Consider the following 20,521-nt stretch of genomic DNA (forward strand, 5'->3'; position numbering starts at 1 on the left):
AGGTACGGCGTTGGGGTAACTCTAAGCGCCGCCAAGAAAATGGCAGGAAAAGATGCGAAAGAGAAGCTCTGTGCGAAATCTACGCACCACATAAAATGCCGGTGCACAGGGCCTACTGGTGAAAGAGTGATTCCACATGGTTGATGGAAAAGCCGAAAAAATACTGGGAAGGGTTCGTGATTTACTGGATCGCGGAAATACTGGTTTGGCGAGAAAATTGCTCTTGCCGTTGGTTAAGGTGAGAAATGGTGAGGCGCTATTCATTTATTCCATGTTTAGTAATCCGGGGGAGTCCGATGAAGAATTTGAGATGAGAAGTGTCGAGTTGCTTCGGGAGGCCGCTGCTTTGGGATGTTCGCCTGCAATATATGCGTTGGGGAGCTGTTATCTAAGTGGTGATCTGGTCGATAAGGATCTATTTGTATCTTCACTTTTGTTTAAATGCGCGGCTGAGCGAGGGCATGCGCGAGCTATGCTTGCTCACGGGTTAAATTTATTTAATGGATCAAATGGAATTGACAGGGATGAGATTTTGGGAGTTGAATTTATCAAGAAGGCTGGTGATGAGGGGGTGGAGGACGCCGAGGAAGAGCTTCGCAAGATGAACTTCGGTAAGAAATAAATTGATGTACGCATATGTACCGGATGTCGGTTCGCTGGTTTGGCAGCGATACGGATCGGGTCACGTGCACGGGATTCTGCTGGACGGCGATCCGCTGGCGAGCTTCGAGCGTGACGCATTTCACAGGGAGAGCCAACGGACGCAAGGACTGGCGACGCATCACTTCAGAGGACTTGTTTTGATATGGTCGTTAATTTTTACGAGAAAGATCGCTATTCATAAGGAGGCGTGGCTAAAGAATGTCGTCGATTCTCTCTTGGGGATCGGGTGACGCCGCTGCTCGATCTGAGTGGGCCGACTAAGGTGTAATTGTCCCATTGGTGGAGCGCTATTTAGGGTAATTGGATATGATTTATCCAGATTGAGGCAAAGTAGCCGGAAATAATGCCGATGATCACCGCGAGCGCATAGCCTTCGATGTCTGCGTTAAGCAACGTCGCTATTGAAAGGCAGCCAAGTGTCGAAAACGAAATTTGCCACAGTGTCGGATAGCGAAAGGCCTTTGGCGCAATTTCAGGTGCCAAGATTGCGCCAAACAATGCGCCCGCAACGGATAGGCACACGATGCTGGGTAAGGAGTATCCGGAAGAGAGTCCGCCGAAGAGTGCGAAGGTTGCCGAAGATATCGCAATGATGGAGATGATCAGTTTGATGCGAGAGGAAGTTTTGTTAAACATGTATATGGTATCGACGTACTGAGATATGGTTGAGGTGGATCGGCGTGCCCGTGTGATCAATTGAGCCACCGGATAATCCATAAATCACAAATGTGTATTTGGTGGGTGAACTTCTTATTTTATGGAATTTACTAAATGCAAACCCCAGTCGCAACCCTTGGTACGCCAACCACGCACGGCGGCCAAGTCACGTCCGCCAGTGCCGGCGTTGTCATCGACGGTCGTCCGGCCGCGTGCGTTGGCGATGCTATCTCATGCCCTTTGCATGGTCCGGGGACTATTACCGACGGTAGCTTCGGCACAATCAACGGTCGGCAAATCGCCCATCACGGCAGCGACACGAGTTGCGGTGCGACACTGGTCGTGGACGGCAGTGGCCCCACGGTGTGATGTGAGTTGGGGAGATTTCAAGTGACTTCTGTTGTTGCAAACAGTCACGCCGTGCCAAATCAGTCACCCGCAGCCGTCCCAACCAAGCAGAAACCCGGCGCACCAACCAGCCCAACCGGCGCATTTCTGTCCGGCAAGAATCAGCAAGGTCGAGCCGGTTCGCGTCGCCGTTCTCTGGGCGCGATCCCCGCTGGCGAGGACGAACAGGTTCGGCTGGATGCCGTACTGCGCCACCGGAACCCGCTGCTGGAAGCGAGTCGCGTGTTGCTGCGCGTGCTCGCCGATATGCCTGAACTGATCCGCGTCGGTCACGACGAAGCATTGCGAAATCTGTTGATGGACGAAGTCAGGACGTTCGAGCGACTGTGCGAACGGGCGAACATCCGTGTCGACCACACGGTCGGTGCTCGGTATGGTTTGTGCGCCGCACTCGACGAAGCTGCCATGCGTGAGTTGGCTCGGGACGCAGTACGCAGTGCCAACTGGGCAGCCAACGCACTGATGATCCGCATTCACGAAGACAACCGGAGTGGCGCCAAGGTCTATGCGCTGGCATCGCATCTGCTCGATGACCCGGACGAACACGCTGCGTTAATGGAAGTGATTTATCGCCTGCTCTGCCTGGGCTTCGAGGGGCAGTATGGAGCGAATGGTCGCCGCCAACGCGACCGATATCGAGAGCGTCTCTACCAGAAAATCTCTCGTCACGCTCCGTCGACGCAAGGTGGTCTGTCGGATTCGATTTCATCGACGGCGGCGATTCAACGGCGACCGCCCTTTGAAATTCCCGTCTGGATGTCGGCCGTGGTGCTGTCGGCTGCACTGCTCGGCTTGTACGGTTACGCGCACCATGTTCTCGACACAATGTCGCAAACGGTGAAGCAGCAGATTACCGAAGCGGCCCGGGCGATGCCAACTGCGTCGAGCGATTTACTCCGGCAATCTGAGCCATGACCCAGACAACATCTATCACCGGATCCCTGAAGAAAGTTTTCGCGCTCCTGCGCTCCCGTCAAGTTCTCGTCGCCGTTGCGGTCGTCATCGCCGCCCTTGCGATTTGGTGGATCGGCCCATTGCTCGGCTTTGGCAAATTTGAGCCGCTGGCTGGCGTGCACGTTCGTGTATGTGTGATTGCAGTATTGCTCGCCGGCTGGGTGCTTTGGCGGGTTCGCTGGTCGTTGCGTATTGCGGCCGTGATGTTTGTTTGCGTGTTGCTCTGGTTTGCCACGCCGGACATCACAGTGGGGCGCTCGCAACCGCTGGCCTCGCCCGCTTCTCGAATCGGAGCGATCGCCGTCGTGTTGCTGGCGTTTGCCGTGCACATGACTTACCGGCAATGGCGGCGAGCGCAATACGATCGCCGGATTTTGCAACGGATACTCAGGCTTGGTCGACGTGGCGAGCGTCCGATTGCTGCCGAGCGACTGGCTGAAATCAAGCGGATCGCCACGATCGCGATAGCGCAACTGAAGGCTCGGCGTATTGGCCGGTGGGAAATCGCTCGCTTGTTTCAGCCCAGGCGTTATTTGTACACGCTGCCGTGGTACATCGTGCTCGGCTCGCAAGGTGCAGGCAAAACCAGCGTGCTGCGCCAAGCCAGTCTGACGTTTCCGCTCGACGAACGAATCCGGTCGACCGTGGCGCCAGCGGGCAGGGATGCGATGCCCGGCTGGTGGGTAACCAATGACGCGGTGCTGATCGATACGGCCGGCTACTACTCGCGCCACGGTACTTCCCGGTATCCATTACCGGCTAATTCAATCCGATCCGATGCGACAGAGTCGCTTGTCCAAAGCGGAAATCGACGAGCGCTGGCAGATATGACCGAATGGCAGGGGTTCCTGGGCATGCTGGCCAAGCTTCGCCCCGGCATGCCGATCAACGGTGTTGTGTTGACGGTCGATGTGGCAGTCCTGGCACACGCCGACCCTCAAGTTCGAATCGCTGAAGGCGACGCGTTGCGCGCAAGACTGGCGGAGGCGCACAAGACATTGGGCGTCGAATTTCCGGTCTGGCTAATCGTTACGAAGATCGACCGCCTTACGGGGTTTGCCGAGTACGCACGGGCGTTGCCCTACGAGGTCCGTAACCGTGGCTGGGGATTCGCATTGCCCGATGGACATGATGCGCAGTCGTCGGCGAAACTCCGCACGCGCTGTGAATCCAAGCTCACGCAACTGGTCGATAGCTTGGCCGATCATGTCCACACTCGGCTGCTCGACGAAACCGATCCCGCATGCTGCGGCCGTCTGGCGACATTGCCGGAAGCCCTGACCGCATTGATCAAACCGCTTACCGAACTGGTCACGGGGATTTTCGGCGAAACCATTGACGATGCGCCAGCAGATCGAACGATGCTACGCGGCGTGTGGCTGACGAGCGCAAAGCGGGCGGGCAATACGATTTCCGTCGAGCGCCACACGGTATTGCAACGTATGGTCGGCGCCGCCCGGGTGGCTTTTCCGCAAGCGAAATTAGCCGGCCGAGGTAGCTATTTCCTGCGCGACGTGCTGAGTCGGATCGTGTCCGAAGCGCATCTTGTTCAGCCGAACCGTCATTGGGAAAACCGCCGCCGTCTGCAGCGGCTGATTGGACATGCATTGGTGTGGCTGGTGTCTGCCGGGCTTGCTGCCGGCATCTGGGACAGCATTGGCCAGAGCAGACAGTATCTGATCGCACTCGGCCAGAAGGCACAGACGTTGACGGACAGACTCACCCGCCTCGATCCGGCCTCGTCCAGTATGCAGGTGCTTCCGGATGTATTGAGCGCAGCGCAGGATCTGCTGATTTCGACAAGTCTCGATCGGCTCAACCCGGGGAACGTATTTCGCTTCGGATTGGGCATGTCCCCCGAGATACGAGCTGACAGCCGTCTCACCTACGACACGCTCGTTGATCGCTTGCTGTTACCGCAATTCGTCCGCCGGATGGAGGCGGCGATGACACAAGCTGTCGCTCGGCGCGACCAGAAGGCCGGCTACGATGCGCTTCGCGTGTATCTGATGCTCTACGACGATAAAAGATACAACGCGCACGACGTGAAGGCGTGGGTGCTCGATGATTGGGCGCATGCAGACAGCGCAGCGGCGCTCGGCGGTCGCGCATTGATGCTCCCTCACATCCAGCAATTGTTTTCTGGATCACGAAGCATTCAGCCGACGGTGATCCGTAACGAGGGATTGATCAGGCAGCTTAGAGCGTTTTTGGACGGTAGCAATGTGGCGGACCGGCTCTACGCGCGAGCGAAGGGCATGGTGGGCAAGGACGCGCCGGATGACGTCACATTGCTGAGCGTGATCGGTCCGGCTGCCGGCACGGAGTTTACGCGCGCGAGCGGCAAACCGCTATCGAGCGGTGTACCGGGCCTGTTCACGTTTGATGGATACCACAACCTTTTCGACAAGCGCCTGCCGGAGTTCGTGCAGGCAGCTCGTGAGGATGACGCATGGGTGATGGGCCAGTCGTCACGGAATGTCGATCGACATTCCGTCACAGGAAAGCTGGCTGATGCCGACGATCCACTGACTCAAGCGATCCGGCGTCAATACCTGCTGGAATATGCACAGCAGTGGGACGATTTTTTGAAGGATATTCGCATTGTCGGCGGCACTAGCCTTTCTTTCGACTTACAGATTCTGCGCCGTTTTGCAGCGCCCGATTCGCCCTTGACGCGTCTGGCCCGGGCTGCAGTGCGGGAAACGACACTGACCGAATCGACGACCGAGTCCGAGCAGTCGCAGATGCAAAAGGTAGCGAACCGGATCGGCCAGACCGTCGATACGATGTTGGGCCGACGCGCTTCCGCACCGCTCGAACGCGAATTGGTCGACAATCATTTCGCCGCGCTTCGGGAAGTCGTGACTGGCGACGCCTTCGTGCAGGCAGGTACGGCGCTCGTTGGCCGGAATGACAAGACCGGACTCGACGGCGTGGCTGAATTGCTTGGCGCTTGGTACTCGGCGTTGACCGTAGCCGACAACGCGTTGGCGAACAACAGCTTGCCGCCTGAAAGCGATACGGCATCCAAGCTGAAGATGATGGCCGGTACGATGCCCGCACCGTTCCGCTCGGTGCTCCTGCAACTGGCAACGAACGGGTCACGCGAGATAAGCGAGGGAATCGGGCAACTGTTGTCACGGCAGATGCAGGCCGAAATCGGCGATGTCTGTCGCCTGACTATCGGAGGCTACTATCCCTTCAATCCCGACAGCGACCGGGACGTGAGCCTGGCAGACTTTACCCGCATGTTTGGGCCGGGCGGTATTCTCGACAATTTCTTTACCCGGACCTTGGCGCCGTTTGTCGACACATCCGCAAAACCGTGGCGTTATCGGACGTTGTCTGGTGCGACCGAACCGGTATACGGGCCTGATCTGGAACCATTCGAGCACACGCAGGCAATCCGTGAAATATTCTTCAACGATCCAGGTGGCAAGCAGTTCGGGTGGAAAGCAGATATCCGGATTCCAGAACTCGATCCAACGATCATGTCATTGGCACTCGACATCGATGGACAGGCGCTGCTTTATCGGCATGGTCCCGTGACGCCGCTTGCAGTGAAGTGGCCGGGTTCACGCGGCGGGGTATCCGCCGGGATCGCTGCGAGTCCGGCGATTCATGGCGACGCCTCGACGATTCGGGAGGAGGGGCCGTGGGCGTTGCTGCGCTTGTTGCGAAAGGGGAACGTGGTGCCGACAGCCACGCTGGGCCGCACCCGTGTGTCTTTCGATTTTGACGGGCGCAAGGCGGTGCTGGACATCACGAGTGCGGGAAGCGTGAAGAATCCGCTGACGAGTGATGTGCTACCCCGTTTTCGTTGTCCGAGTTCGATGCCGGTATTCGGTTTGAGCGACAGTGGTCCGCCGCCGGGATTGCCGCCAGGTACGTTGTCAACTGCCCCAACGAGTGCTTTTCATTGAATGGGAATTGGCATGCGGGATTTCGGCGAAACAATCGATATGCTCTATGCCCAATAAGACCAGACCGATTCGCACCGGTCTGGCTCTTGTCACTTCAACGCCCCCTTACGAAAACACCACCGTCCGATCCCCGTTCAAAAACACCCGCCGCTCGATAAACGCCTTCACCGCACGCGCGAGCGTGATGCTTTCGACGTCGCGCCCCACCGCCAGCAATTGCTCCGGCCGCAGCGCGTGATCCACACGCTCGACGACCTGCTCGATGATCGGGCCTTCGTCGAGATCGTCGGTGACGAAGTGCGCGGTCGCGCCGATCAGCTTCACGCCGCGCGCATGCGCCTGGTGATACGGCTTCGCACCCTTGAAGCCGGGCAGGAACGAATGATGGATGTTGATCGCGCGGTTCGCGAGCTTCGCGCTCGTCTCCTGCGACAGCACCTGCATGTAGCGCGCGAGGATCACGAGTTCTGCGCCGCTCGATTCGAAGAAGTCGAGCCACTGCGCTTCCTGCTGCGCCTTCGTGTCGGCCGTGATCGGGAAGTGCCGGAACGGCAGCCCATGCTGCGCGGCCATCGGCTCGAAATCGGGGTGGTTCGACACGATGCCGACGATGTCCATCTTCAGTTCGCCCATCCGCCAGCGGAACAGCAGGTCCGCGAGGCAGTGCTCGAGCTTCGACACCATGATCAGCACCTTCGGCCGCGCGTTCACGTCGTGAATCGCCCATTGCATGTCGCCGCCGAGGCCGGCCGCGATCGGCGCGAATTCCTGGCGCAGCGCGTCGATCTGCAGCGTTTCATCCGTCGGATGAAAGACGCAGCGCACGAAGAAGCGGTTGCTGAGATCGTCGTCGAACACGTTCAGCGCATCGACATAGCAGCGATGGCGATCGAGAAAGCCGACGACGGCGGCGACCTGGCCGGCCGCGCTCGCGCACGACAGTGTCAGGACGAATTGATCGGGGCGGTGCTCGGCGGTCATGAGAATCCTCGGATGGCATGGGGCGCACGGCCGTGCGGCAGCGCACCAAAGCGCCGCGCCGCGCGGGTTGCGGGAGACTCAAGTAAATCAGGACGATTTTGGGGAGGATAGAACCAACGCGCCGTGTGGCTGGTATCGGTGCGCCAGCGCGCGGGGGCGGGCTTGGGCCGTCACGCGCTCGCGCTTGCGCACGCGTCGAGCAGCCAGCGCCGGAACACGTGGGTCGTGTCCGGCTCGGGCCGCTGCGGCGGCCGCACCAGGAAGTAGCCGCGCGACGTGACGACGGGCGCGTCGACGAGCTTCACGAGCTGGCCGGACGCGACGAGCTCGTCGACGAGCGGCGACCAGCCGAGCGCGACGCCTTCGCCGAGCAGCGCCGCGTGGATCACGAGCGCATAGCTGTTGAAGGTCACGCCGCGCGCGGCGGCCGCCGTGTCGAGGCCGTGCGCGTCGAACCAGCCCGACCACGACAGCCAGCGCTCGGGGCGCGTCGGCTGCACGTGCAGCAGCGGCAGCGCGAGCAGTTGGTCGGCCCGCGCGACGTGCGAGTGCGCGTCGCGGAACGCGGGCGAGCATACGGGCGTGACGGATTCCGGAAAGAGCCGCGCGGCCGTGCACGACGGCCAGTGGCCGTCACCGAACAGGATCGCGATGTCGCCGTGGTCGCGCTGCGCGTCGTAATCCTGTGACGTGACGACGCGTACGTCGACGTCCGGCATCACGCGCTTCAGGCCGGCCAGGCGCGGCATCAGCCAGTAGGTCGCGAAGCCGAAGTCGGTGACGATCGTGAGCGCGCCGTGCTCGCGGCGCGCGCGCAGCGTCGCAGTGGCGCCGCGCAGCGTGTCGAGGCTCAGCCGCACGGCTTCGTACAGGCACTGGCCGTCGGCCGTCAGCGTGACGCCGCGCGGGCTGCGCTCGAACAGCGGCACACCGAGTTCGGCCTCGAGCTGGAACACCTGCTGGCTCACGGCCGGCTGCGTCGAGCCGAGCTCGCGCGCGGCGGCCGTGAAGCTCGCGAGCCGGGCGGCCGATTCGAACGCGCGCAGCGCCTGCATCGACGGTAACGGTTCGGATTTCGACATAAGTCCTTCTAATGGCCCCATAAGGGCAGGACGCCTTCCCACCCGAATTCGGGCGGGCGATAGTGCATCGGACGGTACGGCACACGCGCTTCACGGCCGCCGCGCCAGGCCTTTCCGCGATTCTAGCCAGTCGCGACAGGCATGCGCGGCACTTTCTTCGGGTCGCCTCCGTCATGCCGGACGTCTCGCTGCCAAAGCGGCGCGCCGTTCCATTCGAACACCGTTTTCCCCACGACCGCCGATGACGAACCCGACACCCAACATCCTGATCCTGATGGCCGACCAGCTCACGCCGTTCGCGCTGCCGGCGTACGGCAACCGCGTCACGCGCACGCCGACGCTCGACCGGCTCGCCGCGCAAGGCGTGGTGTTCGACGCCGCGTATTGCGCGAGCCCGCTGTGTGCGCCGTCGCGTTTCTCGCTGCTGACCGGCAAGCTGCCGTCGGGGATCGGCGCCTACGATAACGCCGCCGAATTGCCGGCGCAAACGCTGACGTTCGCGCACTACCTGCGCGCGGGCGGCTACCGGACGATGCTGTCCGGCAAGATGCATTTCTGCGGGCCCGACCAGTTGCACGGCTTCGAGGAGCGGCTCACGACCGACATCTATCCGGCCGATTTCGGCTGGGTGCCCGACTGGGACAGCCCGACCGAGCGGCCGAGCTGGTATCACAACATGAGCTCGGTGCTCGACGCGGGCCCGTGCGTGCGCACGAACCAGCTCGATTTCGACGACGAAGTCACGTTCGCCGCGAAGCAGAAGCTGTACGACGTCGCGCGCGAACGCGCGGCCGGGCACGACGCGCGGCCGTTCTGCATGGTCGTATCGCTGACCCATCCGCACGACCCGTATGCGATCACGCGCGAATACTGGGATCTGTACCGCGACGACGAGATCGACATGCCGGCCGTGCGGCTCGATGCAGCGGACAGCGATCCGCATTCGCAGCGGCTGCGCTTCGTCTGCGAGAACGACCGCACGCCGCCGACCGACGCGCAGATCCGCGCCGCGCGCCGCGCGTACTACGGCGCAACCTCCTACGTCGACACGCAGTTCGGCAGCGTGCTCGCCGCGCTCGAGCAGTGCGGGTTCGCCGACGACACGATCGTGATCGTCACGTCCGACCACGGCGACATGCTCGGCGAGCGCGGGCTCTGGTACAAGATGACGTTCTTCGAAGGCGGCTGCCGCGTGCCGCTGATCGTCCATGCGCCGGGCCGCTTCGGCGCCGCGCGCGTGCGCGGGCCGGTGTCGCACGTCGACCTGCTGCCGACGCTCGTCGACCTGGCCGGCGCCGCGCCCGCCGGCGGCTGGCCGGACCCGGTCGACGGCGCGAGCCTCGTGCCGCACCTGCACGGCACGCCCGCGCACGATGTCGCGCTCGGCGAATACCTCGCGGAAGGCGCGGTCGCGCCGGTCGTGATGATCCGCCGCGGCGACTGGAAATACGTGCATTGCCCGGCCGATCCCGACCAGCTCTACAACCTCGCCGACGATCCGCGCGAGCTGACGAACCTGGCCGGCTCGCCGGAAGCCGCCGGCGTGCTCGCGGCGTTCCGTGTTGAAGCCGCGCAGCGCTGGAACCTGCCCGAGCTGGACCGGCAGGTGCGCGCGAGCCAGCGGCGCCGGCGCTTCCATTACGCGGCGGCGACACAGGGCCGCATCCACGCGTGGGACTGGCAGCCGTTCACCGACGCGAGCCAGCGTTACATGCGCAATCACATCGAACTCGACACGCTCGAGGCGATGGCGCGCTTTCCGCGGGTCGGGCGCTGAGCGTCCCGCATCGCGATCATTGACGAACGACGGAGGAAGCTGGCGATGGAACGGCAATGCAATGCAGCAATCCGGATCGGCGCGGTGCTCGCCGCGGCCGCCTGCGTGATGACGGCGCAGGGCGCGCATGCGGCCGACCCGCAGACGTGCAGCGACGTGAAGATGGCGGCGCCCGGCTGGACCGACATCGACGCGACGAACGCGATGGCGGGCGTCGTGCTGAAGGCGCTCGGCTACCGGCAGGACGTGGCGAACCTGTCGGTGCCGATCACGTACCAGGGGCTCAAGAAAGGGCAGGTCGACGTGTTTCTCGGCAACTGGATGCCCGCACAGGCGCCGCTCGTGAAGCCGTTCGTCGACGAGAAATCGATCGACGTGCTGCACGCGAACCTGAGCGGCGCGAAGTTCACGCTTGCGGTGCCCGACTACGTCGCGGCCGCGGGCGTGCACACGTTCGCCGATCTCGCGCGCCATGCCGACCGCTTCGGCGGCAAGATCTACGGGATCGAGCCCGGCGCGCCCGCGAACCAGAACATCAAGCGGATGCTGTCCGACCACGCGCTCGGTACGGCGAACTGGTCGCTCGTCGAATCGAGCGAGACGGGCATGCTCACGCAGGTCGAGCGCGCGGTGCGCGACAAGCGCTGGATCGTGTTTCTTGCGTGGGAGCCGCATTTGATGAACACGAAGTTCCATCTGACCTACCTGTCGGGCGGCGATGCGTATTTCGGCCCGAACTACGGCGGCGCGACGGTCAACACGGTCACGCGCGCCGGGTTTGCCGGCCAATGCGGGAACCTCGCGCGGCTGTTCCGGCAGATGACGTTCTCCGTCGACGTCGAGAACCGGATGATCGCCGACATGCTCGACCACAAGACGTCGCCCGCGCTCGCGGCGCAGCACGCGCTGAAGGCCGACCCGGCGCTGGTCGCCGGCTGGCTGGACGGCGTGACGACGGCCGCCGGCGCACCGGGCCTGCCGGCCGTGCGAGCGGCCCTCGACGGCCGTTGACCCCGCCTCCGGGTGGCCGGTTTTTGCCGTGCCGCCCGTCTACGTGTTTTCCCGACCGGTCGCATCGTGACCATTTGGTGTCGCCTTCAGACGGGTGACGTGAAATATGGGTTTGTATTTTTCGGCAATGGCTGCGTTATTGCGGAAAACGAAATGCCGAAGCCAGCAGGCGTACTGAATTCGAATCCACCGGCGCATCGCGGCACGCGCCGGGACGAGATTCTTTCCATCGAACGGTTCAGGGAGGGTGGTCGATAATGAAGCACACGAAAGTCGCCGTAGCCGCCGCGCTTGCATGCGCGGCCTGTATTCCCGCCATCGGCCATGCGCAGAGCAGCGTGACGCTGTACGGGATTCTCGACGCGGGCATCACGTATGTGAACAACACCGGCGGCTCGCACGTGGTCAAGTTCGACGACGGCGTCTCATACGGGAACCGCTTCGGCCTGAAGGGCACGGAAGACCTGGGCGGCGGCCTGAAGGCCGTGTTCGCCCTCGAGAGCGGCTTCCACCTCGGCAACGGGCAGCTCGGCTTCGGCGGCGCCGAGTTCGGCCGGCAGGCGTATGTCGGCCTGCAGAACGACTGGGGCACGCTGTCGTTCGGCAACCAGCTCGACATCACGAACGAACTCGTGTCGATCTACAACATCTCGGCGTGGGGCAGCGGTTATGCGATCCACCAGGGCGACTTCGACCGCTTCAACGGCGACCGCCTGCCGAATTCGGTGAAATTCCTGTCGAACGACCTCAGCGGCTTCAAGTTCGGCGCGATGTACTCGTTCGGCAACGTCGCGGGCAACTTCCACCGCAACAGCGCATGGAGCGCGGGCGCGAGCTTCACGAAGGGCGACTTCTCGATCGGCGCCGCGTACACGCGCCTGAACAACCCGAACGGCATCTACGCGTTCGACCCGTACGCGATGATCGGCACGCACACGTTCCTCGGCCAGCAGACCGTCACCGTCGATCCGGCGACCGGCGCGCGCACCGACCTGTTCGCGAACACGCCGATGGACGTCGACAGCCAGGGCACGTTCGGCATCGGCTCGAGCTACACGATCGGCAAGCTGACGCTCGACGCCAACTTCTCGTACACGACGATCAAGGGTTTCGGCCAGTCGTCGCACATGCAGGTATATGAAGGCGGCGGCTTGTACCAGTTCACGCCGGCGCTGAGCCTGATCGCGGGCTACCAGCACACGCGCTTCGAAGGCCATCACTGGAACCAGGGCACGGCGGGCCTGCACTACCTGCTGTCGAAGCGCACCGACGTGTATATCTCCGGCGATTACCTGCGCGCGTCGCACGGCGTCGATGCGGTGGTCGGCTACAGCTTCACGCCGTCGACGACGCAGACGCAGGCCGACGTGCGGATCGGGATGCGGCATTCGTTCTGAGCGGGGTGGTTTGGAGCAGCGACGTCTTCAGCGAGGTCTCTCTTTGGCGCGAACTGCGGTTCGCGCTTTTTTTTTGGTTCTTCGGGGATTTCCGGGGGTGTTGCTGTTCGACCCGAAACGGACAGCGCACCTTCCCCGAAGCAGTCACTCACTGTGACGTTGTAGGTGGCGACTATTCAACGCCTCAAGAAATGAGCCGGGTATTGGTTGCATCTCGCCTTCAGGTCCTATCACACGAATCTGCGGATCATTGACGGCAACTTGCAGCCCCGGCGGCAAGGCAAAGAATTTGATCAAATCGGGTCTATCTACGCCCAATTGATAGAGCGAAATTCTGATGAATTGCCCGGGATTCTGCAAACCAAGTTCATCATTCAAATCTGTGAGCGACCAACCAGAGTCTGTTTCATGAGCGAGATCACGAGTCAGCAGTACACGACATGCGCTCTTGTATTCGGCGTGCACAACTGCACTTTGCCGTAGCGAAGGAAAGTCAGGTTGCAGATCCATGGCGACGCTTCCGACCACGTCCTTCTGATTGCGCAGGTGCATCAGCGTGCTGTTGACGGAATCGATGAACCTGATCGGAATCTCCTTCATATCGGGTTCGGTGATGCGCAGTGTGTCTGTCGCCCCTCCATCGAGCATCGTTAGCATCCAGCCGATCTGCAGGGTCTCGCCCGCGCGGAATCGCTCGCCGTCGGCGACACGCTGCTCAAGGAAGCGTAGCAGCCAACTGATGTCCTGATCGGGGATTGCACCGTTGGTGACCTGAATCTGGAATTCCGGATGGGCAAACCGCTTGCAAGCGACGGTTCTATGAATAGCATCGGTCCGCTGCTGCGCAGCTTGTTTCGAGCCGGTCGATCGAAATAGCGAGCGAAAAAGCATAGTTCACATTCTTGGGTGGCAGGCGATTGTCGCCCATCCTGACCATGATATCGAAGGTCCGATGCTGGCCGACCTCGGAAGCTCGATATCGGTACGCGCGTCAGAATACTTCGAAAGAACACCAGTCAGGCACAAACCCCTCGAAGATAAAAAAGTCGTCGATGTATGTTAGCCCGAGCCGTTCCAATGACCTCAAGCAATCGTCGGCCGCCTCGCCTCCGAAGAACGGACCAAGCGATACTAGGCTGTCGGATTCGTCAAAATAAGTCCGCAGGTTGAATTCGACCATAACCGTCGATAGGTCGACATTCTTGGCCGCGAGCGCAGCCCGTCGGACAACGCCCCCGAAATCTCTCGATACTTTCATCGTCATTGGTTAAGGGCAAACGGGTGCCCAAGATTGTCAACGATCCGCGCGGCGATGTCGAACGGCTCATATTGGCCGCGCCCTGACGCCGGGGCATGTAACGGTCGCGAGCTCCCGTTGTCCATGCGCAGCCTCCCGATCATGAAGCGTAGCCACACCGGGGAGCGTCTTTCCGTTTGGCCCAGTGGGTTCGGAAAGTCAGCGGACAAGCTATCCGAAAACCCGAGCCCATACCGCCCGAAGGCGTCGCGCGCGGTCTTCGAAAAGATATGAGGCCGCCAGCGTCAAGAGACCTGAAATTGCACCCGTCACGATGTGCTCGACATAGGGGATACGGTAGTGACTCGTATGCGAGTAGGCGTCACCCAACGTTGTCAGGATGCCAACGACCAGCGCATTGCCGTATCGATACGCGTAGAGTTTCGTCGCAGGCGTGAAAGTCAAAAGTACAGCCAGGAGTCCGGTAAACAGACCTGTCTGAAATGCAATAGTCCAGTGGGCAAGGCTCAAGATATTGCCCCAGCTCCCCGGCATGCAGGTCATGCACGCACTGGTTGGCTGCCAGAAACGCTGGATAAACAGTCTGACGCGGTGCTTCCACTCGGTTGACATGATGCATTCCCATCAATGCCGTCGTCACGGCCGACGCCACCGCGCGTATCGTTGAAGCAGTTTCCAAACCCTTTAACGAGGTTGCCGCCCTCGTCACGGATGGGTTGGCTGTGCGCAGTAGAGGCCGAGCAACAACTTGGACATGGGGAAATACTACTCCACGATCAGACGGCCGCTGTTTCGACCGAGACCGGACTTCAACGCTTGCGTCTATCGGTGCGGGGTGGGGCGGCTGCGCCGGCGTAGTGCGCTCCTGCCTCGGCCGATCGAACGGCCGGTTTACCGTGATTGACATATCATCGCGATTTGGCCGCGTCTGCGCTGTCCAGCCGACCGTCTCCACGCCGGGGACCGATATCGCGTCGCGATGGGCAAGTCGTTGCGCAAGCACGCACATGTGCAGGCAGCCGCTCGTTGAGCGGTTGCGTCACGCACCGCCGATCGCCGAGACCCCGATGACCGCCCACTCACCCGAACCCGCGCCTCCATCCCCGTTACCCGCCAACCTGTTCCGTCACGCACCGTTCCAGCGCTTCTGGGGCACACGCGTGATGTCGTCCCTGGCTTTCCAGATCCTGTCGGTCGCGATCGGCTGGTACGTGTATGCGCTCACGCACAGCGCGTTCGCACTCGGTCTCGTCGGTCTCGCGCAGTTCGTGCCGAGGTTCGCGCTGACGCTCGTCGTCGGGCAGGTGGCCGACCGCTACGACCGGCGGCGCATCGCGACGATTTGCCAGGGCGTCGAGGCGCTGGCCGCCGGCGTGTTCCTGCTCGGCGCCGCACAAGGGTGGCTGACCGCGCCGGCCGTGTATGCGCTCGCGGCGATCGTCGGCACGGCCCGCGCGTTCGAGTCGCCGTCGGTGTCTTCGCTGCTGCCGGCCGTCGTGCCGCGCACCGACTTGCCGCGCGCGACTGCGCTGTCGACGTCCGCGAACCAGGCCGCGCAGATCCTCGGTCCCGCGTTCGGCGGGCTGCTCTACGGTGTCGGTGCGCCCGTCGCATTCGGCACGAGCGTCGTGGCATTCGCGATCGCGGCGGTGCTGAGCGGCACGATCCCGCTGCGCAGCGCGCCGCCTGCACGCGAGCCGGTCACGCTGCGCTCGGTGTTTTCGGGGATCGCGTTCATCCGGCGCGAACCGGCGATCCTCGGCGCGCTGTCGCTCGACCTGTTCGCGGTGCTGTTCGGCGGCGCGACCGCGCTGCTGCCGATCTATGCGCGCGACATTCTGCAGGTCGGGCCGTGGGGGCTCGGCGCATTGCGCGCGGCGCCCGCGGTCGGCGCGCTCGCGGGCACGCTGTGGCTCACGCGCTTTCCGCTGAAAGGGCGACCGGGCCGCGCGATGTTCGGCGGCGTGATCGCGTTCGGCGTCGCGACGATCGTGTTCGGGCTGTCGCGGCACTTCGCGCTGTCGCTCGTTGCGCTGGCCGCGCTAGGCGCATCGGACGTGGTCAGCGTCGTCGTGCGCCTGTCGCTCGTGCAGCTTCGTACACCCGACGACATGCTCGGGCGCGTGAGCGCGGTCAATTCGCTGTTCATCGGCACGTCGAACCAGCTCGGCGAATTCGAATCGGGCGTGACGGCCGCATGGTGGGGCGCGCCGACGGCAATCGTCGTCGGCGGTGCCGCGACGATTGCCGTCGCGCTCGCGTGGATGCGGTTGTTTCCTCAGCTCACGAACATGAAGTCGCTTGAACGCGACGTGTGATGGGCGTCACGCGTCCTGCGTCACGCGCACGGCCGTGCCGTAGCAGATGACTTCCGTGACGCCCGACCCGATCTCGGTCGAGTCGTAGCGCATCGCGACGACTGCGTTCGCGCCGAGCTTGCGTGCATCGGCGAGCATCTTGTCGAATGCCTGCTGGCGTGCTTTCTCGCACAGCGACGTGTAGAGCGTGATGTTGCCGCCGAAGATCGTCTGCAGCGATGCGCCGAACGAGCCGACGATCGATCGAGAACGCACGATGATGCCCTGTACGACGCCGAGCGAGCGAACGGTCGTGTGGCCGGGCAGGTCGAATGCGGTCGTGACGCGAGCGGGCGACAGATCGTCGATGGAGCGGGTGGTGTCGGTCATGGCTGGAAGCGTGTAGCGGAGTGGCAGAGTGACGATTCTATCCGGATGAGCGCGCGTTCCAGGTTCGATCGAGTCAATCGCGCGGCGCGTGTCGCGCCATGAAGCCTCCGTGGCGGTCGCGCTGGCTTCGGGCCTGCGCCTCTACGGGACGCTGGACGAGATGGTCGGATCAAGGTTGTCCGGGAGGAAGCGTGTGCGAGCCGCAAGCACACGCTTCCGTCGTGTCCGGATAGACGAACGACGCGGCCGCTCGCCGTCAGGGCTTCGCGACTACGGAGCCATCCCCGCCAAGATCAACCGCATAAGCCAGCGCCAGCTTGCCGAACTTCAGCGCATGATTCGCCTGGCGATCCGAGTTCTCCAGCGTGTCGTTCACGGTATGGATATACGGACTGTCGTTCTGGTCGGCCTCGAACGGGAACGACGCCGGATAACCCTGTGCATTCCACGACGCATGATCCGAACACGCATACCCGCACTGCGACGTGCCGATCGCGAGTTCCGGCAGGTAGGTCTTCGCCAGATTCGTCAGGTAGGTGTTCTGCGACGCGTTCGTGTAATCGGTGATCAGGTAGATATCCTTCGGATCGCCCTTGTAGTTCGTCATGTCGAGCTGCAAAACGCCGACCACGTTCGCACTCTGCGTGCGGAACTGCTTCGCGATCGCCTTCGAGCCGAGCAGGCCGGCTTCTTCTGCCGCGTATCCGACAAACTTGATCGTCCGCTTCGGCCGGTAGTTGTTCGCGAGCAGCACGCGCAGCGCTTCGGTGAGGCTCGCGATGCCCGACGCATCGTCGTCCGCGCCGGGCGAGCGCGTGTTCTCCGTCGTGCGGCCGACGGTCGAATCGAGGTGGCCGCCCAGCACGACGGTGCCCGCGGCCGGATCGCTGCCGCGGATCGTCAGGATCACGGATTTCTGCGGAAAGCCCGTGTGCGCGAACTGCTCGACGGTGATATCGGCGCGCGCGCCCGCCAGTTGCTTCCACTGCAGCGCGAGCCAGTCCGACGCGGCAACGCCGTGTGACGTCGTGTAGTAGCGGTTCGTGAAGCCCGACAGCGATGTGATCGTGCCGACGATGTTGCTGGCCTGCAGTTGCTGGATCCAGGTGCCGATCTGCGGTGCGTTCGACACCTTGTACGCGGGTGCCGCGGCCTGCTTCGCGAGCGCCGGCGGCAACGGCTGCAGCGCCTGGCGCGCTTCGTCGAACGAGTCGTGCACGACATAACCGGGCCCGTGGCCGCGCGTGTGGTGGACGGCATGGGCCAGTTCGCCGAGCCGTGAATCGTCGATCTCGACGACGTGAATGGTTTCGCGGCGCGCGGCGCCGTCGGCCGTCTTGCCGGCATCGACCGTCGTGCTGTATTGCGCGGTCGCGCTTGCGTCGATGCGTTGAAGCTGGCGGAACGCCGCATCGCCGAGCGTGATCCACACGGGGGCCGCATGCGCGGCGACGGTCAACAGCATGCCGCCCAGCGCGGCGCTCAGATGAGTCAGTTTCAGAGTAGGCATGTTCGATCTCGCGAGGGTAACGATGTCGAGGATGAGGGCGCGTCGCAGGTCGTGCGATGCGCCACCGCCTGCTGCGGAATTACGATTTCTGCGGCACGGTCACGCCGTACGTGCAGCTCTTGTTGTACGCATTGCCGATCGCCGTGAGTTGCGCGCTGCTGTAGCCGAGCGCGGACGCGGCCGTCAGCACGGCCTGCGCGGCGGCCTTCTGGTTGGTCGAGCCGTTGGTCATCGACAGCCCCTTCAGGAACGCCTTGTCCATCGCCTGCGCGCCGATCGCGTCGCGCGCGACGAGGTTGCACGATGCCCAGTACTGGCCGGCCGTGTGGATCTCGGCACCGCGCGCCTGCGCATAGGTGCGCCCGACGTTCCAGTTGGTCACGCGGCCGCCCCAGAATTCGTTGTGGCCGTCCCAGTTGTAGACCCAGTGGTACTGCGCGTCGGTCGGGCTCCACTGGTTGAAGTCGCGGCTGTACGCAGCGGCGAGATAGTCGCCGGTGCCTTCGGACAGCCCCTCTTGTTGCGACAGGCCGCCGTTGGTCACCCAGTCGTGGATACCGTGGCCGAGTTCGTGGATCACGACGTCCGCATCTTCCGCGTCGTCGACACCGCCCTGCCCGAAGGTCAGCCGGCCGCTGCTCGACGAGTACGACGAGTTGTCGTCGCCCGATTCGCCGTGCGGGTCGTACTGCACGCCGCCCGTGTACTGGTACGGCAATGCCTTGATCCCGAGCGTCTGGTTCACGTAGCGCAGGAACGTATCGATGTGGTAGTACACGTTCACAGCCTCGAAATACAGGTTGCCGCGCGTGAACTCGAACGCGGGCGTCGACTGCAGCGGGCACGCGTTGTCGCGCGGCGCATCGAAATCGATGCACGCCGCATACGGGCCCGACAGCGCGTAGCGCGCGCCCGACTGCCCGAGATCCTTCAGCGTCACGCGCACGCGCGCGGCCGTGAGCTGGGTCGAATCGGCGTCGCTGCTGTCCTTGTAGCCGGTGCTGCCGTAGCTGCTTTTCGTTGGCGACAGCGGATCCGGGCGGAACACGAAGCCCGTGCCGTCGGTGGCATAGAACGCCTTGTCCTCGGCGCGCAGCACTTCACCGCTGCCCGAGTCGATCAGCAGTTCCCAGTCGCCCTTCGGGCCGTCCTGCGGGCGGCCGCGCACCTTCCATGCGGTGTGCGTGCCAGCCTTGTCGACGAACGCGACGAGCTGCGCGTCGAGATTCGTGAAGCCGCTCACGCCGAGATACGCGCGCGCACGGTCGAGCGCCTGCTGCTGGTCGACGGCCTGCGACTTGCGCGACGTCGCGACCACGCCGTTGATCGTGTTGCTCGCGACGTACAGGATGCGGCCGTCCTTCGCGACCGTCACCGCGATGTCGCTGCCGTACACGGGCAGCCCGGCGGCCTGCTGCTGCAGGCGCACGACAGTGAAGTCGGCATCGTTGCGCTCCGACGTGACGACGAGGCTCGCGAGCGCGGCCGCGTCGAGCCCGAGCTGCGTCGCCTGCGTTGCGACGAAGTCGCGCGCGGTTGCAGCGGGCGTGGCGGCGGCCTTCTTCACGCGATACGCGGGGTTGTACAGCGTGACGGCGACGCCGTCCGCGCGGAACTGCCCGGCGGCCGTATCGGCTTTCGCGGCGGGCGGCGCGACGCCGCGCGTCAGGCTTTCGCGCAGGCTCGCGGCCTGTGGATTCGAGACCTTCGTATCGGCTGCTGTGCTGCCGACGATGCCGAAACCGAGCGCAAGGCCCAGGGCGAGCGGCAATGCTTTGCGTGATGTCTGCATACGTGATCCTCATCTCAACGGTTGGACACGCCCGCGCACTCGTGGCGCGCAGGCACGACACGGCCCGCGCGCCGGCTCGATGGAACCGGTGCGGCGAAGCGGTGTTGGGAGCGTCGACTGACTAAGGAAACCTAAATGTCAGGTCGAGAAGAAACAAGCGGGAGCGGGGGCGAGGAAGCGAACGGCAGGCAGGTGCGGCGACGGCGAAGCGAGCATCGTCATGTCAGACCCCTCGGATCGATACTGATATCGGTTGGATATCGGCCGGCAGCCTTGCGCGGATCGACATGCGTCGAATCCAGTCTCTCGTCTCGTTAGGCTGCCTATCTAATTGCGAGGTATGTTACAGAATATTTTCGGCGACATTGCAAATAATTTTTCGACGATCGCTTCGGTCCGTCGATCGATCACCGGCATT

The 20,521-nt window shown here is 63.0% G+C and carries 16 protein-coding genes; 8 read left to right on the forward strand and 8 right to left on the reverse strand.

What is annotated here, in order from left to right:
- The first annotated feature begins 136 nt into the window (after window positions 1-136).
- Window positions 137-622: a tetratricopeptide repeat protein gene (locus ACM6JT_RS35620; protein WP_414858241.1), complete on the forward strand. Its 486-nt coding sequence runs from the start codon at window positions 137-139 to the stop codon at window positions 620-622.
- A 332-nt stretch (window positions 623-954) separates the two neighbouring features.
- Here ACM6JT_RS35620 and ACM6JT_RS35625 read toward each other — a convergent pair whose 3' ends face one another.
- Window positions 955-1,299 carry a hypothetical protein gene (locus tag ACM6JT_RS35625; protein WP_414858242.1) on the reverse strand — a complete coding sequence of 115 codons (345 nt, stop codon included), beginning with the start codon at window positions 1,297-1,299 and terminating at the stop codon, window positions 955-957.
- A 135-nt stretch (window positions 1,300-1,434) separates the two neighbouring features.
- Here ACM6JT_RS35625 and ACM6JT_RS35630 point away from each other — a divergent pair, with 135 nt between their 5' ends.
- From ACM6JT_RS35630 to tssM, 3 genes are read left to right on the forward strand one after another with little or no spacing between them, the layout of a single operon-like run.
- The gene (locus ACM6JT_RS35630) at window positions 1,435-1,689 is read left to right on the forward strand and encodes a PAAR domain-containing protein (RefSeq protein WP_414858243.1); all 255 of its coding nucleotides are present in this window, start codon (window positions 1,435-1,437) and stop codon (window positions 1,687-1,689) included.
- Window positions 1,690-1,710: 21 nt separating this feature from the next.
- Window positions 1,711-2,643, forward strand: a complete 933-nt coding sequence (icmH, locus tag ACM6JT_RS35635; RefSeq protein ID WP_414858244.1) for a type IVB secretion system protein IcmH/DotU — start codon at window positions 1,711-1,713, stop codon at window positions 2,641-2,643.
- Window positions 2,640-6,608, forward strand: a complete 3,969-nt coding sequence (gene tssM / locus ACM6JT_RS35640; protein WP_414858245.1) for a type VI secretion system membrane subunit TssM — start codon at window positions 2,640-2,642, stop codon at window positions 6,606-6,608. Before icmH ends, tssM begins: the two co-directional genes overlap by 4 nt.
- A 105-nt stretch (window positions 6,609-6,713) precedes the next feature.
- Here tssM and purU read toward each other — a convergent pair whose 3' ends face one another.
- Both purU and ACM6JT_RS35650 read right to left on the reverse strand, forming a co-directional pair.
- Window positions 6,714-7,589, reverse strand: a complete 876-nt coding sequence (gene purU / locus ACM6JT_RS35645; protein ID WP_047902542.1) for a formyltetrahydrofolate deformylase — start codon at window positions 7,587-7,589, stop codon at window positions 6,714-6,716.
- 170 nt (window positions 7,590-7,759) lie between these two features.
- On the reverse strand, window positions 7,760-8,671 hold the full coding sequence (locus ACM6JT_RS35650) for a choline sulfate utilization transcriptional regulator (protein ID WP_414858246.1): 912 nt from the start codon (window positions 8,669-8,671) through the stop codon (window positions 7,760-7,762).
- 241 nt (window positions 8,672-8,912) lie between these two features.
- On the opposite strand from ACM6JT_RS35650, the gene betC reads away from it, so the two are divergent.
- The 3 genes from betC to ACM6JT_RS35665 all read left to right on the forward strand — a co-directional run bounded on the left by betC (window position 8,913) and on the right by ACM6JT_RS35665 (window position 12,856).
- The gene (gene betC / locus ACM6JT_RS35655; RefSeq protein ID WP_414858247.1) at window positions 8,913-10,448 is read left to right on the forward strand and encodes a choline-sulfatase; all 1,536 of its coding nucleotides are present in this window, start codon (window positions 8,913-8,915) and stop codon (window positions 10,446-10,448) included.
- Between the two features lie 45 nt (window positions 10,449-10,493).
- Window positions 10,494-11,459 carry a choline ABC transporter substrate-binding protein gene (gene choX / locus ACM6JT_RS35660; protein ID WP_414858248.1) on the forward strand — a complete coding sequence of 322 codons (966 nt, stop codon included), beginning with the start codon at window positions 10,494-10,496 and terminating at the stop codon, window positions 11,457-11,459.
- A 257-nt stretch (window positions 11,460-11,716) separates the two neighbouring features.
- Window positions 11,717-12,856 carry a porin gene (locus ACM6JT_RS35665; RefSeq protein ID WP_034180735.1) on the forward strand — a complete coding sequence of 380 codons (1,140 nt, stop codon included), beginning with the start codon at window positions 11,717-11,719 and terminating at the stop codon, window positions 12,854-12,856.
- Window positions 12,857-13,000: 144 nt separating this feature from the next.
- On the opposite strand, the gene ACM6JT_RS35670 is transcribed toward ACM6JT_RS35665, so the two are convergent.
- Both ACM6JT_RS35670 and ACM6JT_RS35675 read right to left on the reverse strand, forming a co-directional pair.
- Window positions 13,001-13,747, reverse strand: a complete 747-nt coding sequence (locus ACM6JT_RS35670) for a hypothetical protein (protein WP_414858249.1) — start codon at window positions 13,745-13,747, stop codon at window positions 13,001-13,003.
- Between the two features lie 577 nt (window positions 13,748-14,324).
- Entirely contained in the window at window positions 14,325-14,726 is a 402-nt protein-coding gene (locus tag ACM6JT_RS35675; protein ID WP_414858250.1) for a hypothetical protein, read from the reverse strand.
- Window positions 14,727-15,181: 455 nt separating this feature from the next.
- Here ACM6JT_RS35675 and ACM6JT_RS35680 point away from each other — a divergent pair, with 455 nt between their 5' ends.
- Window positions 15,182-16,432, forward strand: coding sequence for an MFS transporter (locus tag ACM6JT_RS35680; protein ID WP_414858251.1), 1,251 nt, complete (start codon window positions 15,182-15,184; stop codon window positions 16,430-16,432).
- A gap of 6 nt (window positions 16,433-16,438) precedes the next feature.
- Here the strand turns inward: ACM6JT_RS35680 and ACM6JT_RS35685 are convergent, their stop codons facing one another.
- The 3 genes from ACM6JT_RS35685 to ACM6JT_RS35695 form a co-directional block, all read right to left on the reverse strand.
- Window positions 16,439-16,801: a YbjQ family protein gene (locus ACM6JT_RS35685; RefSeq protein ID WP_034180731.1), complete on the reverse strand. Its 363-nt coding sequence runs from the start codon at window positions 16,799-16,801 to the stop codon at window positions 16,439-16,441.
- A 256-nt stretch (window positions 16,802-17,057) separates the two neighbouring features.
- Window positions 17,058-18,311 carry a M20/M25/M40 family metallo-hydrolase gene (locus ACM6JT_RS35690; protein WP_243566812.1) on the reverse strand — a complete coding sequence of 418 codons (1,254 nt, stop codon included), beginning with the start codon at window positions 18,309-18,311 and terminating at the stop codon, window positions 17,058-17,060.
- 79 nt (window positions 18,312-18,390) lie between these two features.
- The gene (locus ACM6JT_RS35695; protein WP_414858252.1) at window positions 18,391-20,103 is read right to left on the reverse strand and encodes a peptidase; all 1,713 of its coding nucleotides are present in this window, start codon (window positions 20,101-20,103) and stop codon (window positions 18,391-18,393) included.
- Window positions 20,104-20,521: the final 418 nt, after the last annotated feature.

The organism is Burkholderia sp. IT-111MI5 (genome assembly GCF_949752865.1).
Lineage (GTDB): Bacteria > Pseudomonadota > Gammaproteobacteria > Burkholderiales > Burkholderiaceae > Burkholderia > Burkholderia pyrrocinia_C.

Coding starts and splice junctions, on each gene's coding strand:
- ACM6JT_RS35620 (WP_414858241.1), top strand. CDS start 137: ATGGTTGATGGAAAAGCCGAAAAAATACTGGGAAGGGTTCGTGATTTA.
- ACM6JT_RS35625 (WP_414858242.1), bottom strand. CDS start 1,299: ATGTTTAACAAAACTTCCTCTCGCATCAAACTGATCATCTCCATCATT.
- ACM6JT_RS35630 (WP_414858243.1), top strand. CDS start 1,435: ATGCAAACCCCAGTCGCAACCCTTGGTACGCCAACCACGCACGGCGGC.
- tssM (WP_414858245.1), top strand. CDS start 2,640: ATGACCCAGACAACATCTATCACCGGATCCCTGAAGAAAGTTTTCGCG.
- purU (WP_047902542.1), bottom strand. CDS start 7,589: ATGACCGCCGAGCACCGCCCCGATCAATTCGTCCTGACACTGTCGTGC.
- ACM6JT_RS35650 (WP_414858246.1), bottom strand. CDS start 8,671: ATGTCGAAATCCGAACCGTTACCGTCGATGCAGGCGCTGCGCGCGTTC.
- betC (WP_414858247.1), top strand. CDS start 8,913: ATGACGAACCCGACACCCAACATCCTGATCCTGATGGCCGACCAGCTC.
- choX (WP_414858248.1), top strand. CDS start 10,494: ATGGAACGGCAATGCAATGCAGCAATCCGGATCGGCGCGGTGCTCGCC.
- ACM6JT_RS35665 (WP_034180735.1), top strand. CDS start 11,717: ATGAAGCACACGAAAGTCGCCGTAGCCGCCGCGCTTGCATGCGCGGCC.
- ACM6JT_RS35670 (WP_414858249.1), bottom strand. CDS start 13,747: ATGCTTTTTCGCTCGCTATTTCGATCGACCGGCTCGAAACAAGCTGCG.
- ACM6JT_RS35675 (WP_414858250.1), bottom strand. CDS start 14,726: ATGTCAACCGAGTGGAAGCACCGCGTCAGACTGTTTATCCAGCGTTTC.
- ACM6JT_RS35680 (WP_414858251.1), top strand. CDS start 15,182: ATGACCGCCCACTCACCCGAACCCGCGCCTCCATCCCCGTTACCCGCC.
- ACM6JT_RS35685 (WP_034180731.1), bottom strand. CDS start 16,801: ATGACCGACACCACCCGCTCCATCGACGATCTGTCGCCCGCTCGCGTC.
- ACM6JT_RS35690 (WP_243566812.1), bottom strand. CDS start 18,311: ATGCCTACTCTGAAACTGACTCATCTGAGCGCCGCGCTGGGCGGCATG.
- ACM6JT_RS35695 (WP_414858252.1), bottom strand. CDS start 20,103: ATGCAGACATCACGCAAAGCATTGCCGCTCGCCCTGGGCCTTGCGCTC.